The organism is Pokkaliibacter sp. CJK22405, from assembly GCF_046614695.1.
GTDB lineage: Bacteria > Pseudomonadota > Gammaproteobacteria > Pseudomonadales > Balneatricaceae > Pokkaliibacter.
In genome coordinates this window covers 55215-70935 of record NZ_JBKKHQ010000015.1, presented here as the reverse complement: position 1 = coordinate 70935, position 15721 = coordinate 55215, and the positions used below count along the sequence as shown (strand labels likewise).

Genomic DNA, 15721 nt, shown 5'->3' with positions numbered 1-15721 from the left:
AGATAACGGCTGAGCCATCCTGACTGACCGTGATGATGAACTGAGACGATGAAAAAACTACTGCTATGGATTGTGATTCTGCTTGTCGGGCTGGGCCTTTATTACGGTTATCAGCAGCAGTCGAAGGCACCGGCCGGTGCGGCCAAAAAATCAGCGGCACCGGTCAGGGTTGGCGTGGTTTCCCGTCAGGACATGCCGCTGGAGTACTCAACCTTCAGCCATGTTCAGGCGTCACAGAGCGTCGATATTCTTCCCCGTGTTGATGGCCAGATCAGTGCAATCAACGTCAAGGACGGTCAGTCGGTCAGGAAAGACCAGGTACTGTTCGAGCTGGATGACCGCGCGCTCAAGGCCGAACTGGCACAGGCTAAAGCCTCTCTGGCGGGCAATCAGGCGTCACTTAAAGGCGCCCGTCTGACACTGGAACGGCAACAGGCCATGTATGCCCGCAAGGCATCCAGCCAGCAGAATCTGGAAGATGCGCGCACTGCGGTGCTGAGCTACGAAGCTGCGGTGGCGGCAGACCAGGCGGCGCTGTCACTGGCGCAGACGCAACTTTCCTACACTCAGGTCAAGGCGCCCTTCGATGGTGTGCTGGGTAATATCAGCGTGGATATCGGCAGTACCGTTCGTAGTTCTGCGACCACTGCGCTGGTCACCCTGAAAAGTATTACGCCGGTGCAGGTGATGTTTGCCCTGCCAGAGCGTTATTTCGCCACCCTGAGTGAATCCCTGAGCCAGGGCGAAGTGCCCGTTGGCCTGACCCTGAAGAACAGCACCGGCAGCCAGACCTTTTCCGGCAAGGTGCTGTATATCGATAACAGCATCGACAGTACCTCCGGCACCCTGCCGGTGTATGCAGAATTTGCCAATGATGATCGCCGCCTCTGGCCCGGCCAGTTCGCTGAAGTCACCTTGCAGCTGGCGATGCAAAAAAATGTGGTCACCGCACCGCAGGTTGCCCTGAAAGATGGCCCGGAATCCATGTACGCCTTTGTGCTGCAGGATGACAACACCGTGCGCCAGACCGATATCACGCTGGACCGTATTGCCGGAGACACTGCCATCGTCAGCAAGGGACTCAACCCCGGTGACAAGGTGATTACCCAGGGGCTGATCAGCCTTCGCAATGGCAGCAAGGTGCGGATTATTGAAGATAGCGATGCATCATCCGCCAGCAGCAATAAGACCAAGGCTAATGCCAGCACTGAGGCCACTGCACCATGAACCTGTCTGAGCTGTGTATCCGCCGACCGGTCATGACGGTCCTGCTCATGCTGAGCTTTGTGGTATTTGGTATTTTTGCCTACCGCAGCTTGCCGGTCTCGGCGCTGCCACAGGTGGAATACCCCACCATTAGCGTGAGCGCCAGCCTCTCCGGTGCCAGTCCTGAAACCATGGCTTCTTCCGTGGCAACGCCGCTGGAGAAAGAGTTTGCCACCATTGCGGGCATCACCAGTATTACGTCCTCCAGCACTCAGGGCTCGACCAGCATCGTGCTGGAGTTTGACCTCTCCCGCGATATCGACTCTGCGGCGATGGATGTGCAAACCGCCATCAGTCAGGCCCAGCGCAGTCTGCCGGATGAGATGACCTCCACCCCAAGCTATCGCAAAGCCAACCCCGCTGACCGCCCTGTTCTGCTGATCGCCCTGCGCTCGGATATTATTCCGCTGACCCAGCTGGATGATCTGGCCGAAGGCATGATCTCCGAGCGCCTTGCGACCCTGAATGGCATCTCGGAAGTCGATGTTTTCGGTAGCCGCAAATATGCAGTTCGTATCACCGCTGACCCGCAAAAACTCGCCGCGCTGGGCCTAAGTCTGGCGGATCTGAACAGTGCGGTATCAGCCGCTAACTCTAACTCCCCGTTGGGAACAGTTGAAGGAAATCAAACCAGCCTGACCCTGGAAGCCTCCGGCCAGCTCACCAATGCCGAAGCCTTCAAGAAGGTGATTATCGCGACGGTGAATGGTCACCCTGTGCGTCTGGCCGATGTGGCCAACGTCCGCGACAGTATCGAGAACGAGAAAGTCTCCAGCTCCTTTAACGGCAAAACCGCCATCGTTCTGGCGGTACGCAAGCAGTCGGACGCCAACACCCTGGCGGTTGTCGATGCCGTGCGCGCCGCCCTGCCCGGCCTGCAGGCCCAGCTACCCGCCGATGCCACACTGATTCCCTTTAACGATGGCTCCGTCTCCATTCGTGAGTCCGTACATGATGTCCAGCTGACCATGCTCGCCACCATCGTGCTGGTGGTGCTGGTGATCTTCCTGTTCCTGCGCAACCTCGCCATGACGGTGATTCCCGCCATCACCCTGCCGATTGCCCTGATCGGCACCTTTGCCGGAATGTGGCTGTTTGATTTCAGTCTGGACAACCTGTCCTTGCTGGCACTGACCCTCGCGGTTGGCTTTATCGTCGACGATGCCATCGTGGTGCTGGAAAACATCATGCGTCACGTAGAAAAAGGCGAGCATCCTTTTCGCGCGGCGATTCGTGGCGCCAAAGAGATCGGCTTCACCATTCTCTCCATGACCCTGTCGCTGATTGCGGTCTTTATTCCTGTACTCTTTATGGGCGGCATTATTGGCCGGCTCTTCCATGAGTTTGCCGTAGTCATGGCGTTATCGATTCTGATCTCAGGCTTTATCTCACTGACGCTGACGCCGATGATGTGCAGCCGGCTTAAGATCAAACACAACAGCCATTCTCAGGGACGCTTCTCCCGCAAAATTGAGAAAGGCTTCGATGCCGCGCTGAATTTCTATCGCCGCACCCTCCACGCGGTCATGAAGCGCCGTTTTCTGGTACTGCTCGCCACCCTTGGCAGCATCGTGATTTCCGGGCTGATGTTTGCCCATATCTCTAAAGGCTTTTTCCCCGAGGAAGATACCGGTCTGCTGTTTGCCACGACTGAAGCGCGCGAAGACATAGCCTTCCCGGCCATGGTCAAGCTGCAGGATCAGTTTCTGGATATCGTTCTGAAAGACCCGGCGCTGGCCACCGTTAACTCCAGCGTCGGCGCCAGCTCACGTAATACCTCCAACGAAGGGCGCATGTTTATCGCCCTCAAAAAAGACCGGGATGTCAGCTCGCGGGAGTTTATTCAGCGCGTACAGAAGCAGGCCGCGGATATCGCCGGTTTGCGGATCTTTATGCAACCCATCCAGAACCTGCGCATTGGCGGGCGCTCCTCCAAGAGCCAGTATCAGTACACCCTGCAAGGCTCTGATCTGAGCCAGCTCAATGCCTATGCACAGCAGCTGGAAAATACCCTGGCGCAAAATCCGCAAATGAGCGGCGTCACCAGTGACCTGAAAATTGCCAACCCACAGCTGCGTGTCGATATCGACCGCGATAAAGCCTCCAGCCTCGGTGTCAGCATTACCGATGTGCGAAGCCAGCTCTATTCGGCCTATGGCACGCGCCAGATAGGCACCATCTACACCGCCAGCGATGACTATCAGATCATCCTGGAGAGCCAGTACGATGCGCAGAACAGCCAGGCGTCACTGGATGGGCTGTATGTACCAAGTACCGCAGGCGGCTTGGTGCCACTTTCCGCGGTGGCCAGCCTGCACCGGGACACAGGACCACTGGAAGTGAACCATCAGGCCTCCATGGCGGCGGTGACGATTTCCTTTGATCTGGCGACAGGCTCTTCCCTCAGCGATGCGGTATCGATCATTGATCAGGCCAACCAGAACCTGAACATGCCTGCCTCTATCACTGGCAGCTTCGCGGGTACGGCGCAGGCTTTCCAGCAGTCCCAAAGCGACCAGCTGGTGCTGATCATCGCGGCACTGTTCGTGATTTACATCATTCTTGGCATTCTCTATGAGAGCTACTGGCACCCGATCACCATTCTCTCCGGCCTGCCCTCAGCGGCCATTGGTGCACTGGCGATTCTCTATGCCGCGCGGATGGATCTCACCGTTATCGCCATGATCGGCATCGTGATGCTGCTCGGAATCGTCAAGAAGAACGCCATCATGATGATCGACTTCGCCATTGAGCGGAGAAAAACACCGGGAGTGACTGCAGAAGAGGCGATTATCGAAGCCTGTCTACTGAGGTTCCGTCCCATTATGATGACGACGGTCGCGGCAATGATGGGCGCCCTGCCGATTGCCCTGGGTATCGGCGCCGGTGCTGAACTTCGACAGCCACTGGGTTTAACCGTGGTTGGCGGACTCTTTGTGTCCCAGTTGCTGACGCTCTATATCACCCCGGTGATTTACCTCTACCTCGACAAGATCGCCGAGCGCTTCAGCCACCAGAATCTCGACCCGGATCAACCAGGATTGCCCGAGGATACAAGCCAGGCAGGCCCGAGCGCCGGTCACTGAAGCCGCAGCAACCCTCCTGGGTGCGTCTGAACGCACTGAATCCAAAAAAAGCCTGTCCGACGACGGGCTTTTTTGCTTTCTTAGAAAGACGACGACTTACCCTTTGCCCGCAGCGCGACTACACGGCAATACTGCCGGCAACGTTGCGAGCACCATGCAAACCAAGGCGCCAGCCAGCACGCCACCGACTCACAGAGTGATCACGTTATGCAGATTATCCGCAGTAAGGAATTCACCGCCGAGCGCGCCTGGGGCGCACTTCCCATCGCCAACATGAACGGCATCACGACCCGACTGCACTGGACCGATCAGCCGTATAAATGGCACATCAACGATGGCGAAGAAGTGTTTGTGGTACTGGATGGTCAGGTGGCGATGTCTTACCGCCAGGACGGTGAAGAGCATACCGTCGAGCTGAATCCCGGAGATATTTTCTATGCCTCCGTCGGCACCGAGCACATTGCCAGTCCCATCGGTGCTGCCCGCATTCTGGTGATCGAAAAGGAAGGCAGTGTTTAAGCACTGCTGCCCAAGCCGTCTGACAAGGCAATCTCACTATCGCCTGTCGCTGGACGGGCTTTTATTGCCTGACGGGCTTTTTATTTCCTAACAGCCTGCTGAGTACGATCAGCTTGTTACAAACCCAGGGATCAGGGTAAAACGCCAGGGTTAGACCGACTCGGCCCCCTTTCCGCCAAGACTGCTGCCGATATGACCGCGTTATTCTTTAAATGTTTACTGGGCGCACTTGCCGTGCTGGTGATTGCGCTTCTCTCGAAAAGCAAAAGCTTCTTTATTTCCGGGCTGGTCCCGCTTTTTCCGACCTTTGCCCTGATCGCGCATTACATTGTTGGCACCGAGCGCTCAATGAATGACCTTCGCGTCACCGCCCTTTTCGGGCTGTACTCATTGATTCCCTACGCCGCCTATCTGCTGTCGGTTTACTTCTTCAGCTACAAATACAACCTCTTCTGGACGCTGACCCTCGCCACTCTCGTCTGGCTGATCTTTGCCCTGCTGCTTCTGCTGTCGTGGATAAAGTTTTATTCGGCCTGAATGCGAAAGAACGAGTCATAAAAAAAGCCTGTCACTGGACAGGCTTTTTTGTTTTCGCGATAAGACGGCGATCAGTAATCCATAACCACATCCGAGGTGGGTACGGAGCAGCAGGTGAGGATCATGCCGTCTTCCTCATCCTCATCGGTAATACCGCCGTTGTGGTTCATCTCCACATCACCCTGCAGCTTCTGCACCATACAGGTTCCGCAAATGCCCATACCGCAGGCCTTGGGAATATGCAGCCCCAGCTGGGCTGCGGCAGAGTGAACGGTTTCTCCGGGGGCAATACGCACGCTCTTGCCGGTTTTGGAGAACTCGACGGTGAAAAGTTCGCTGGCATCCAGCTCTTCCACCGCATCCTGTGCCTGTTTGGCCAGTTCGATTGCATCTTCTTTGGCATCCACCGGCGTCGCACCGAAGGACTCCTCATGATAGCGGCGCATGTCAAAGCCGTTGGCTTTGAGCATCGCTTTCACGGCTTTCATGTACGGCGTCGGGCCGCAGCAGAAGATCTCACGCTCCATGAAGTCCGGCGCCATCATGCGCATCTTGGCTTCATCGAGGAAACCACGGTAACCCGCCCAGCTGTCGCCGATGTTATAGCTTTCACAGATCAGGTTGATGGTGAAGTGACGCACGCGGGAGTCCATGTGGGTCAGTTCACGATGATAGATAATATCCTGCGGCGTACGGGCACTGTGGACGAAGATCACATCAGTGTTGGCGTTGGTATCAAACAGCCAGCGCGCCATGGACATGACCGGCGTAATCCCCACGCCGCCCGAGAGGAACAGTACCTTGTCCGCCGGGAAGTCGATGATGTTAAAGAGACCGACCGGGCCGTGCACCGGAATGGAGTCCCCTTCACGCAGATTATCGTGCAGCCAGTTGGACACCTTGCCGCCGGGCACTCGCTTCACAGTGATGGAGATACTGTAAGGCACAGACGGTGAACTGGAGATGGTGTAGGAACGCATCACGTTCACACCGTCAATTTCCAGCTCCAGAGTAATGAACTGGCCGGGCTTGAAGAAGAAGAACAGCGGCTGGTCTGCCATGAAGCAGAATGTCCGCACATCCCAGGTTTCCTGAATCACTTTGACGCAACGCAACAGATGGCGACCGTTGTTCCACATCTGGGTGTTCAGAGGAGAAATGAATTCATTGCTCATGGGGCATTCTCACATCAGCACCGGCTCATCGTGCGGCGCGCTGCATGGCATGTGATCATTACCTGCCTTGGTAATGACCGTCTATGGGCCGATTGTGATTTCTCCCTGCCCCAGCCATTTAGCTGATTGCGACATGGACGTATTCCCTGCCCCCAAAGCACGGTGATTGCTGGGCTGGGCTAGTCGCAAAAAAATCATTCCGGTGTCGCAATTAGCTAACTCAACCGTACCGCTGTGCAGCACAATCACTAACACAGACTGTGACCGCTGCCATAACAACACCTCCAGACGCCCTTCCCAGATCTGTCTTTCTCATTACGACACCCTGAACCGGCTTGAATGCCGCTACAGGCTGTGGGGAAAAGACGTCAGGAAGGTGGATATGGCCGGGGGGAGCGCACAGCGCTGGTACCGTGACGTTGCACCTATTGAGGTATGAGGAAACATTGATGAACCCGGAATTGACGTTGTTGGACGAAGATGCCCACCCTTCCAGCTCCCGCGATCGCCTCGCCTGCGATCTGCAGGAACGTGACCGCTTTTACTCCCTTCCCCAGAATTTTTACAACGACCCTCAATACCACCAGCACGATATGGAAGAGATCTTCTATAAAGAATGGCTGATGGTCGGCGTGGTCAGTGAGATCCCGAAAAAAGGCAACTACATCACGGTACAGGTGGGCGACAACCCTATTCTGGTCGTGCGTGGCGCAGGCGGTACCATTGAAGCGTTCTTCAACGTCTGTCGTCACCGTGGCTCACGCCTGTGTACCCAGCACCGCGGCAAAGTCGCCAAGCTGGTGTGCCCTTATCACAAGTGGGCTTATGAGCTGGACGGCAAACTGCTGTACGCAGGCAACGAAATGGGCGAAGACTTCGACAAGGAGAAATTCTCCCTGAAGAAAGTCCACGTGCGCACCGGCGGCGGCTTTATCTTCGTGTGTCTGGGCAAAGAGCCACCGGCGTTCGACAACTTCCTCAGCACGCTGGATGAGTACCTCGAACCTTACGATATGGAAAACACCAAAGTGGCGGTGGAAACCAATATCATCGAGAAAGCCAACTGGAAGCTGGTGCTGGAAAACAACCGCGAGTGCTATCACTGCGACGGTTCACACCCGGAATTGCTGCGCACCCTGCTGGAATGGGACGATACCAACGACCCTCGCGCGGATCAGGCATTTAAAGACCACGTAGCCGCCAAGGAGGCGGAATGGACGGCAGAAAGCATTCCCTTCAAGCATGCTTCAAGCGGCCTGCGTAACCGTATCGTGCGTATGCCTCTGGCCGAAGGCACCCTGTCCATGACGATGGACGGCAAGCAAGGCTCCCAGAAACTGATGGGGCGTATCAAAAACCCGGATCTTGGCTCCATGCGAATCCTGCACCTGCCCAACTCCTGGAACCACTGCATGGGTGATCACCTGATCACCTTCCGTGTGCTGCCACTTGGCCCACAGGAAACGCTGGTCACCACCAAATGGCTTGTGCACAAGGATGCCGTTGAAGGCGTGGATTACGACCCTGAAAACCTGCGTAAAGTCTGGGATGCCACCAACGATCAGGACCGTGTTCTGGCCGAGGAAAACCAGCAGGGCATCAACTCCATGGCTTATCAGCCCGGCCCCTACTCCAAAACCTACGAGTTCGGTGTTATCAACTTTATCGACTGGTACTGCGAGCGCATGTTGAACAACATGGGCAAGGAAGTCCCGGAAACTTACCGTCGCCTTAACAACGTGGATCTGGATCACTGATCCTTATCTTTCGGTATTAAAAAAGCGCCTTCGGGCGCTTTTTTTTATGGAGTCGGAATTGGCCTTTAAGCTGTCTCAATGAATACCGTTATTCAAAAGCCAAATACTCCTGATAGAAATATAACTCTCTGAAAAGAAACTTCGTTTTAGCACTCAGACTGGTATAGCGACTGGTGAAAGTTGGCGAAGACGCTACATTAAGGCCGATCTCTTTTGCCATCATTACCGCCCGCTTCATATGCAACGGATCACTAATGAGAATGGCTGAGTGAAGGTCATTGTTAACCAGTAACTGCCTGGCTTCCGTAAGGTTTTGCTGTGTCGTTGTCGAGACGGCTTCAGTCAGAATATCCGAACGCGGAACACCATGAGCCATAGCATATTGCTGGGCCACTGCAGACTCAGCATGGTCTTTACCGTTACCCACGCCGCCTGTGAACAGAATCTTCGCAATGATGCCCTGCTGATAGAGAGCAATTGCATGTTTAATGCGCTCCTCAAAGACCGGTGAAGGTTTATCTCCCCAGACGGCGGCTCCCAAAACGATACCGACCTCACTGCGAGGTGTCTCATTCACGTGGGAGAAAGTGACAATACTCAACGCCAGATAAGCTTCCAGCAGCACAAAAGCCACCGCCATAACAACGCCAAACTTTTTCATCGTCTTCCACATTGAAGTCGCAACATCCCTGCTGTCAGCTCTCACTTGAGCTATGTCTTATTCACTGTAATTAACGGCTATGCCCGAGGTACGCCCAGAAAGGCTTCGAAGCTCATTTAGCGTCTGGCCGATACTAACAGTCAGGTATGAAAATAGACGAGATGGGATTGTTCGATATTGAGGAGCGACCACCACGCAGGGTGATCGCTATACATCGGCAGGATAAGACTTAAACGCCGCCCAGACCGGGCACCAGAACCCGCTCAACGCCCTGGCAGACTTCAGGATGAAGAAGGTCACGCTTTGCCAGCAGAGCCTGGGCCAGCGCTTTCAGGCTGGTGCCACCGCTGCGGCGCTGCCATTCGAGAGCAGCATTGCAGTCTTCAATAACGCTGGCATTCTTGCCTAAAGGGATGCCGAGATCCTTTAACATGGCGTGGAAATCATCCTGGTCGATAAGATCGGCAATCATCATGGTGAAAGTCTCCTTAAGCGCAGTATTTCTCTTTGCACCAATCTAGATTTTCAGCCCCAAGGCATCAACACCTGAGAGGCGCGACGTCGCACAGACGCTGGCAGTGGTCGCATTTCTCAGGTGTTGGCGCATAACCTCAGAGCATAAAAAATATTGTCATCATCCTTTTATTTATTTGCCTCCCGCCATGCAAGACATTCCTCCAGATAAGCTCTTGCATCTGAAGAGAGTCTGGAAATTCCAGCAAGCCTTGCAAAATCAAGTACCGAATCATCGCTCTTATCCAAGGTATGCGCATTCATATCGTAGAGCCATGCAATCTCTGATCGAGAGATATCACGTAAATTTCGGTCCAGCTGATGAGCGTACTCTAGACGGGTTTTATAACTTCCCTTGCTCCAGGCAAAATCTACCCCCTCTTCTGAATGAATATCGACACTACCAAGAGCAAGGTTCACCTGTTCAGAAATTCGCCGCCCAGTACGTTGCCAACCATGCAGCCCGGATATTTTTCTACCGAGCGATGCCAGTGTAAGCGGCCCTTCAGCTCTCACCAGATGGTCGACAAGGCTCTCTAGCACTGGGATGTATGCAGCATCATAGAACTTATCAGGGTCTATTTCCGGCGGGGTTGTAGCAGGGACTCCATCAAATACGACACCGGCAATTAAAGGCGCACGGGAAGAGGCAACTTCCGGTTCATCAACCGCAACCTCGGTGTTGTACTGGAATTCTTCAGACTCAGACGCCTCCACAATATCATTCTGCCAAGGCTCGGTAATCTCGTTCTCCTCTGCTACTGTCGTATTACTAATCTCTTGCTCATAGTTGTCTTCGTTTGTTTGCTGGACAGCTTTTCGTTTTGCTCTGTCGCGCTCAAGCAACTCTTTCAAGCTTGAATCGAGCCGCTCAAGCAAAGCGGTGGAATTTTTAAACCAGTCAGTGGACCAAACTCGAAGAATATTCCAGCCCAATCCTTCCAGTACGGCCTGACGCACTTTATCCCTGTCTCTTGCCGTGGCGGAGCTGTGATAGGTTGCACCATCGCATTCAACCCCCGCGAGAAAAACACCCGCATGATCAGGATGCACAATACCTAAATCGATGCGGAATCCTGAGACACCTATTTGTGAACGCGCTTCCCACCCTCTCGCTTCCAGCGCCTCTTTTACTGATGCCTCAAAGGGACTTTCTACATCGCCTAAAGAACCTGAGTCCTGTGCTGCCAAGGCCACCGAACCACGCGCCGCAAAATCAAGGAAGTTCTTCAGGTGTTCAACACCCACCTTGTTAGTGCGTGTTAAATCAATTTCGTCGGCGTGAATAGACGCGAAAATATGCAGTTCCTGACGAGCACGCGTCACCGCGACATTAAGGCGTTTCTCTCCTCCGTCACCGTTAAGCGCACCAAAAGCCATTGAAAGCTTGCCCGCATGGTCATGCCCGAAAGTGATAGAAAACAGCATAACGTCACGCTCATCACCTTGAATGTTCTCAAGGTTTTTAACGATAACGGGTTCTTCGCGTGCATCTTCAAAGAACCATTCAAGCGCTGGATTTTTCCTACGTTCATCGTCCAGCAAATCGAGAATCAGCTCTTGCTGCTGGACGTTAAAGGTAATCACCCCAAGGGTTAAACGCTCTTTCTCAGGTAATTTGCTCCACTCTTGCAATTTGCCAACGATCATTTTGACAATCGCGTTCGCTTCGCTTTCGTTGGTTCTGCCTTTACCCCGACCATAAACACCATCAATTTGATGCAGCTGAACAGCACTTGGAGAGGTGGTAGGCCCTGGAAAGGTCACCAGACGCCCGCCGTAGTAATGCCAGTTCGAGAACGCAATCAGCGACTCATCACGGCTACGGTAGTGCCAATTCAGCTGTCGGGTAGGAATACCCGCGGCAACTACCTCATCCAGAATGGAGGCCAGATCTTTCTCGACTTCGGGAATGTCATCCTCACTGGTTTCCGCCCGACCAAAGAAGTTAGTCGGTGGCAGCTGTTTTGGATCTCCGACGATGATGGCTTGCTTACCTCGCGCAATAGCACCTATCGCATCCCAGGTGGTGATTTGAGAGGCTTCATCAAATATCACCACGTCAAAGGCGGCTCGGTTTGCAGGCAAATATTGCGCAACGGATAAAGGTGACATCAAGACGCAAGGAGCGAGCTTACTGAAAGTATCAGGCATTTCCGCAATCAGCGTTCGGATAGGCATGCTTGGACGCTGCAGCCCTGCCTGATGCCGTAAAGTCCCAAGCTCAGAGCGTCGGGAAACAGCATCCATTGATGGCAGACCATGCTTTAGACGTAGCATTACCTGATCAGCCGCCATCGACATCGCCTGATCATCCAGCTCACGGAATTTAGTAATCAGGTCTTCATGTTGCCAATGCGCAAATCCGCGCAATGCATCATCGGCATCCATTGCCAAAGGTAGCCACCAAGTCGCGTAAGCAGCGGCAAATGCCTGCGGTGTATCCGCAACACCATCATTCTCAAGCGCTTCCACCAGAGGCTCTAACCCTACAGCAATCGCGCGGTTGCTCACCTCTATCCAGCGTGTCCAATGCTCCAGCAGAGATCTATCCTTCGCAATGGAGTCCGACGTTTCTTCCAGTGACAATATCAGCTCTTGCAGAGACAACTGACTGGGGTCTGAGTTTGCGGTTTCCTCAAACGCTTTAGCGAGTGAATTCCACTGTTGATATACCGTAGAAAACCCTTCGATAGCATCAACTAGCTCACCATCACTGCCCGAGGCAATAAGCTGGCGAGTAGCGGCCCATTGGTTTTGATCGCCTACGTAGCCCGATAATTTATTCAGTAGCGAGCACACGGTATGTGCATGTTCGACCCAGGCCGAAATACGCGCCACATCACTTTCATAACCTTTGCAGGGTGGAATATTACGAAGTGAATGGGCCTCGATTTTTTCCTGCAGCTCTTTCGCCTCCGTCAGTGCCGTTATGTCAGTCTCTGGCGCTGCTTTTCCTGCTGTAGCATAGGTTTGCAGTAGCTTGCGTACCGAGGACTTGGCAAACACAGAGAACGGCCACATTTTTGTTTGTGCAATACGCCAATCAGCATCCATTCGCTCCAAAGGAATCGCCTGGAGTTTGTCCATTGCGTACTGGCCGCTAAGCTTGTCTCGATTACTTTGATACTTCTGAATCAAATCACACAGCTCAGTAACGTCATCCTTAAGCGTGTTGAGCGGCAAACTCAAAGCCGCAGAGACGTCGTCCCCTCTTAACGGAAGCTGAGCCAGTGCATTGAGTCTCTCCAGAAGCGCAGGAGAAATATCCTCATCGCCACTTAAGCCGCTTAACAGCACAAGTTGAGAAGCCGTTTTCTTCAGGGTTTCCGTTGATTTTTTTAATGGTTGTAGCTGCGCTCTTAGCTTTGCATCCCAATCAAACGACCACTCTGCCTTCTCAATCAGTGTGAGTTCAGGACTCTCTGATACTATCGAGAAGCATCGACCAAGCTCCTCTGCCAGCTGATTAAGCTTTTCATAGCTCACTTCATCGTGAGCATCCTTATTGGCAAAGGACAGTTGAAATGAAGGTGTATAACGAGTGAGCCCAATCGCCTCAAAAACACTGAAGCCTTGAGTACCTTTCTTATGAAGGGAGTCCACATAGCCGTTTAGCTGGGCACGAGTAACAGTCAAATTATCAGTGACTTTGATCCATTCATTTTGCGGAGAGTGCGATGCTCGCTTCCAGCTTCGCTCCAACTGTGCAATGACGGCTTTTCTATCTGACTTATTGGAATGCAGTTCAAGTACAGCGTCGCCTAATCCATGGGCGTTAAGCCGCCTCTGCACCACATCAAGTGCAGCGGACTTTTCTGCGACAAACAGGACGGTTTTCCCAATCGCCAAGCATTGAGAAATGATATTGGCGATGGTCTGGCTCTTACCCGTCCCAGGAGGACCGATAAGCACAAAGTTGTGACCTTCTTGCGCCGCAAGAACCGCCGCTAATTGCGAAGAGTCTGCAGGAAGTGGAGTAAAAAGATCTTTCGGTGCGATACGGCGATCAACATCAACAGCCTCCGGTAGCCCGCCAGCATCTGCCGATAAAAAGGGTTCAGAGGGTGAATCAACCAAATGACGAACTACAGCGCTTTCACGCAAGCTATCCGTTCTCTCGACAAGGTCCTTCCACATCAAGAACTTGGCAAACGAAAACGTCGACATTGCAAGCTCTTCAACGACCTCAAAACCCGCAACATCACGCACTTTTTTGCGCATGATGTCAAAAATTAAGGGGAGGTCATAACCGCTCTGATCTTTAGGGAGTTCCCCTTCCAGTTCAGGAATGTGCAATGCAAAGTCTCGTTTTAATAACTCCAATAATGTGGAGTTAAAGCGAATATCGTCTTCATGATTCATGATGACGTATTCAGACTGCGCCGACTTTCGATCCAACTTAACGGGAAGAAGAAGCAAAGGAGCCCGATACGTTCTTTTATCGCCCTCCGTCTTACGCCAGCGCAAAAAACCGGCAGCAAGAAAGAGGGTATTCGTTCCGCCTTCCTGCATATCACTTTTTGCTTTTCGATAAAGCTCAGTCAGGCGTCTGGTAGTTTCTTGCTTGGTTAACGGAACAGAAACTTGTCCACGGCTAAAGGCATCTCTGACAATACCTTCCACGATTTGGGGTTCTTTTTGCGCAAGTTGGTCGCGTTGACCTATTGGATCCTCACCCTTTAGAGCAAAGACTTTAAATTTCTTACCATTGGCGAGCTGATCTTCCAGCTCTGACACCATTGGACAGTCAAAAGGTAAGGTTTGCTTGGAGTCGCTAAAGTTCAACAACCGATTTCGCAAAGAAAGATCGAGCAGTTTTCTTTGCCAGCGAGAAACTCTGTCCTGAGGAGTACTAGCTTCCTCATCACCAGTATCAAGATCAGGTGCAAGCCAGTCCTCTGGAAACTCGGGAAGAGCAGATATAGTTGCTTCAGTTTGCGCCACCTCAACCGCTGTACTAATTTTTTCGGTGGACTGAGAGAGTGGCTTAATGCCTGCTGCTCGTGCGCGTGAAATATCGATAGCAGCTTCGAAAAGGTGTTCTTTCTGCTCACTTACGTGGGCTTTGCCTTCTTCTATTGCCATAGCAAAACTAATGGCAGGGCGTTTAGTGACGAGAGTTGTCTCAAGCAGAATAAGTTCACGTGCCACAACTGCCTTGCGAACAGTCATCACATCAGGCTCACGCAGAGCACCGAAGTCACGCTGTATGAGCCATAAGCCAACCCAGGCATGCCCTTTGGAAAAAAGGGCAACAGTGTTGAGACCTGCTGCCTCAAAACAAGCAGCCATTAAAAGTGTTGAATCAAGGCACGTGGCCAGACCTTCGCTATGAATACGCTGAGGATCTCTAATCTTTTGACCTTCACGTTCAAAACTGGCGGGCGGTACTGCATAAGTAAGATTAAGACTGGAAATGACACTCCAGATGGCCGCAGCTACCTTCCATACACGCTCAGGCTTTCTTGATTGGTACCCATCCAGAAAGCCATCGTGCCCATTTTCTTCGAGTAAGGTGGCTGCTTTTTTGAGAATAGCGGCCACAGCAGAATCATTAGGGGCAACATATGCCGCTAAGAGATGGTCCATGTCTCCCATACCGCCCCACTCATCTCGCGCCAAAAGATTAATAGGACGAACTTCACTATATAAAACCTGATCCTGCTGTTTGATTGTTAACGTTAGATCACCACGCTCAGCTTCATTCAATGATTTCAGTAGTGATGCATTTAGGTGAGTTTCGAGATCATAAAGCTCAAAGGATTCATCGGGCTTGATGCGATCAATAGTCCAACTTTTCTGGCTAATAATGTCGGGAAGGCAGGAGACTGTGACAGTAATATTTTCTATGGGCTCGGAGGAAATATTCTGTAGGGACAAATGCTTAACAATCGAGATCCCATTCTGGGATGATGCAAAGTTTACTTTGGCAGTAGTAACAAACTTAACGCTTACAGCACTTTCTGACTGGGCTAGTGTTTGATTATCCGTCACCTTAGCTTCCCCGCTATATAAGCCCAAAAATTAGCTTAGTTAGTATCCATTGATTTGGTTTGAAGAATAGTACTTCTCCTTGAAAGAGATAAGCACCCATCTGCTCTTAAAATAAAGTATCCAATCTCCGTTTCAACTAACGCGTTCGTATTAAAAGAAACACATTCTTTTTATAAGGTATGTTGTCTCATAAAAAACGGGCCAGAGAGG

At 52.4% G+C, this 15721-nt stretch carries 9 protein-coding genes; 5 read left to right on the top strand and 4 right to left on the bottom strand.

The window, feature by feature from the left end; translation table 11 throughout:
• Nucleotides 1–48: 48 nt before the first annotated feature.
• The 4 genes from ACKC9G_RS11610 (at nt 49) to ACKC9G_RS11595 (ending at nt 5408) form a co-directional block, all read left to right on the top strand.
• Nucleotides 49–1227 (top strand): efflux RND transporter periplasmic adaptor subunit, encoded by a 1179-nt coding sequence (locus ACKC9G_RS11610; RefSeq protein WP_411405481.1) that lies wholly within the window; start codon nt 49–51, stop codon nt 1225–1227.
• A complete protein-coding gene (locus ACKC9G_RS11605; protein WP_411405479.1) occupies nt 1224–4352 on the top strand; it encodes an efflux RND transporter permease subunit in 3129 nt (1042 codons plus the stop codon). The genes ACKC9G_RS11610 and ACKC9G_RS11605 overlap by 4 nt, the downstream gene beginning before the upstream one ends.
• A gap of 207 nt (nt 4353–4559) precedes the next feature.
• A complete protein-coding gene (locus ACKC9G_RS11600) occupies nt 4560–4871 on the top strand; it encodes a cupin domain-containing protein (protein ID WP_411405477.1) in 312 nt (103 codons plus the stop codon).
• 192 nt (nt 4872–5063) lie between these two features.
• Nucleotides 5064–5408: a GlpM family protein gene (locus ACKC9G_RS11595; protein ID WP_411405475.1), complete on the top strand. Its 345-nt coding sequence runs from the start codon at nt 5064–5066 to the stop codon at nt 5406–5408.
• Between the two features lie 71 nt (nt 5409–5479).
• Here the strand turns inward: ACKC9G_RS11595 and ACKC9G_RS11590 are convergent, their stop codons facing one another.
• Nucleotides 5480–6583 carry an FAD-binding oxidoreductase gene (locus ACKC9G_RS11590; protein ID WP_411405473.1) on the bottom strand — a complete coding sequence of 368 codons (1104 nt, stop codon included), beginning with the start codon at nt 6581–6583 and terminating at the stop codon, nt 5480–5482.
• A 449-nt stretch (nt 6584–7032) separates the two neighbouring features.
• Here ACKC9G_RS11590 and ACKC9G_RS11585 point away from each other — a divergent pair, with 449 nt between their 5' ends.
• Complete coding sequence (locus tag ACKC9G_RS11585) at nt 7033–8340, top strand: aromatic ring-hydroxylating oxygenase subunit alpha (protein WP_411405471.1); 1308 nt, start codon at nt 7033–7035, stop codon at nt 8338–8340.
• A gap of 88 nt (nt 8341–8428) precedes the next feature.
• Here the strand turns inward: ACKC9G_RS11585 and ACKC9G_RS11580 are convergent, their stop codons facing one another.
• The 3 genes from ACKC9G_RS11580 to ACKC9G_RS11570 form a co-directional block, all read right to left on the bottom strand.
• Entirely contained in the window at nt 8429–9001 is a 573-nt protein-coding gene (locus ACKC9G_RS11580; RefSeq protein WP_411405469.1) for a YdcF family protein, read from the bottom strand.
• 229 nt (nt 9002–9230) lie between these two features.
• Entirely contained in the window at nt 9231–9476 is a 246-nt protein-coding gene (locus tag ACKC9G_RS11575; RefSeq protein ID WP_411405467.1) for a hypothetical protein, read from the bottom strand.
• A gap of 167 nt (nt 9477–9643) precedes the next feature.
• Entirely contained in the window at nt 9644–15511 is a 5868-nt protein-coding gene (locus ACKC9G_RS11570) for a DUF3320 domain-containing protein (protein WP_411405465.1), read from the bottom strand.
• Between the last annotated feature and the right edge of the window lie 210 nt (nt 15512–15721).

What these genes read in the sequence shown, in the direction of transcription:
- ACKC9G_RS11610 (WP_411405481.1), top strand. Translation starts at nt 49, where the DNA reads ATGAAAAAACTACTGCTATGGATTGTGATTCTGCTTGTCGGGCTGGGC.
- ACKC9G_RS11605 (WP_411405479.1), top strand. Translation starts at nt 1,224, where the DNA reads ATGAACCTGTCTGAGCTGTGTATCCGCCGACCGGTCATGACGGTCCTG.
- ACKC9G_RS11600 (WP_411405477.1), top strand. Translation starts at nt 4,560, where the DNA reads ATGCAGATTATCCGCAGTAAGGAATTCACCGCCGAGCGCGCCTGGGGC.
- ACKC9G_RS11595 (WP_411405475.1), top strand. Translation starts at nt 5,064, where the DNA reads ATGACCGCGTTATTCTTTAAATGTTTACTGGGCGCACTTGCCGTGCTG.
- ACKC9G_RS11590 (WP_411405473.1), bottom strand. Translation starts at nt 6,583, where the DNA reads ATGAGCAATGAATTCATTTCTCCTCTGAACACCCAGATGTGGAACAAC.
- ACKC9G_RS11585 (WP_411405471.1), top strand. Translation starts at nt 7,033, where the DNA reads ATGAACCCGGAATTGACGTTGTTGGACGAAGATGCCCACCCTTCCAGC.
- ACKC9G_RS11580 (WP_411405469.1), bottom strand. Translation starts at nt 9,001, where the DNA reads ATGAAAAAGTTTGGCGTTGTTATGGCGGTGGCTTTTGTGCTGCTGGAA.
- ACKC9G_RS11575 (WP_411405467.1), bottom strand. Translation starts at nt 9,476, where the DNA reads ATGATGATTGCCGATCTTATCGACCAGGATGATTTCCACGCCATGTTA.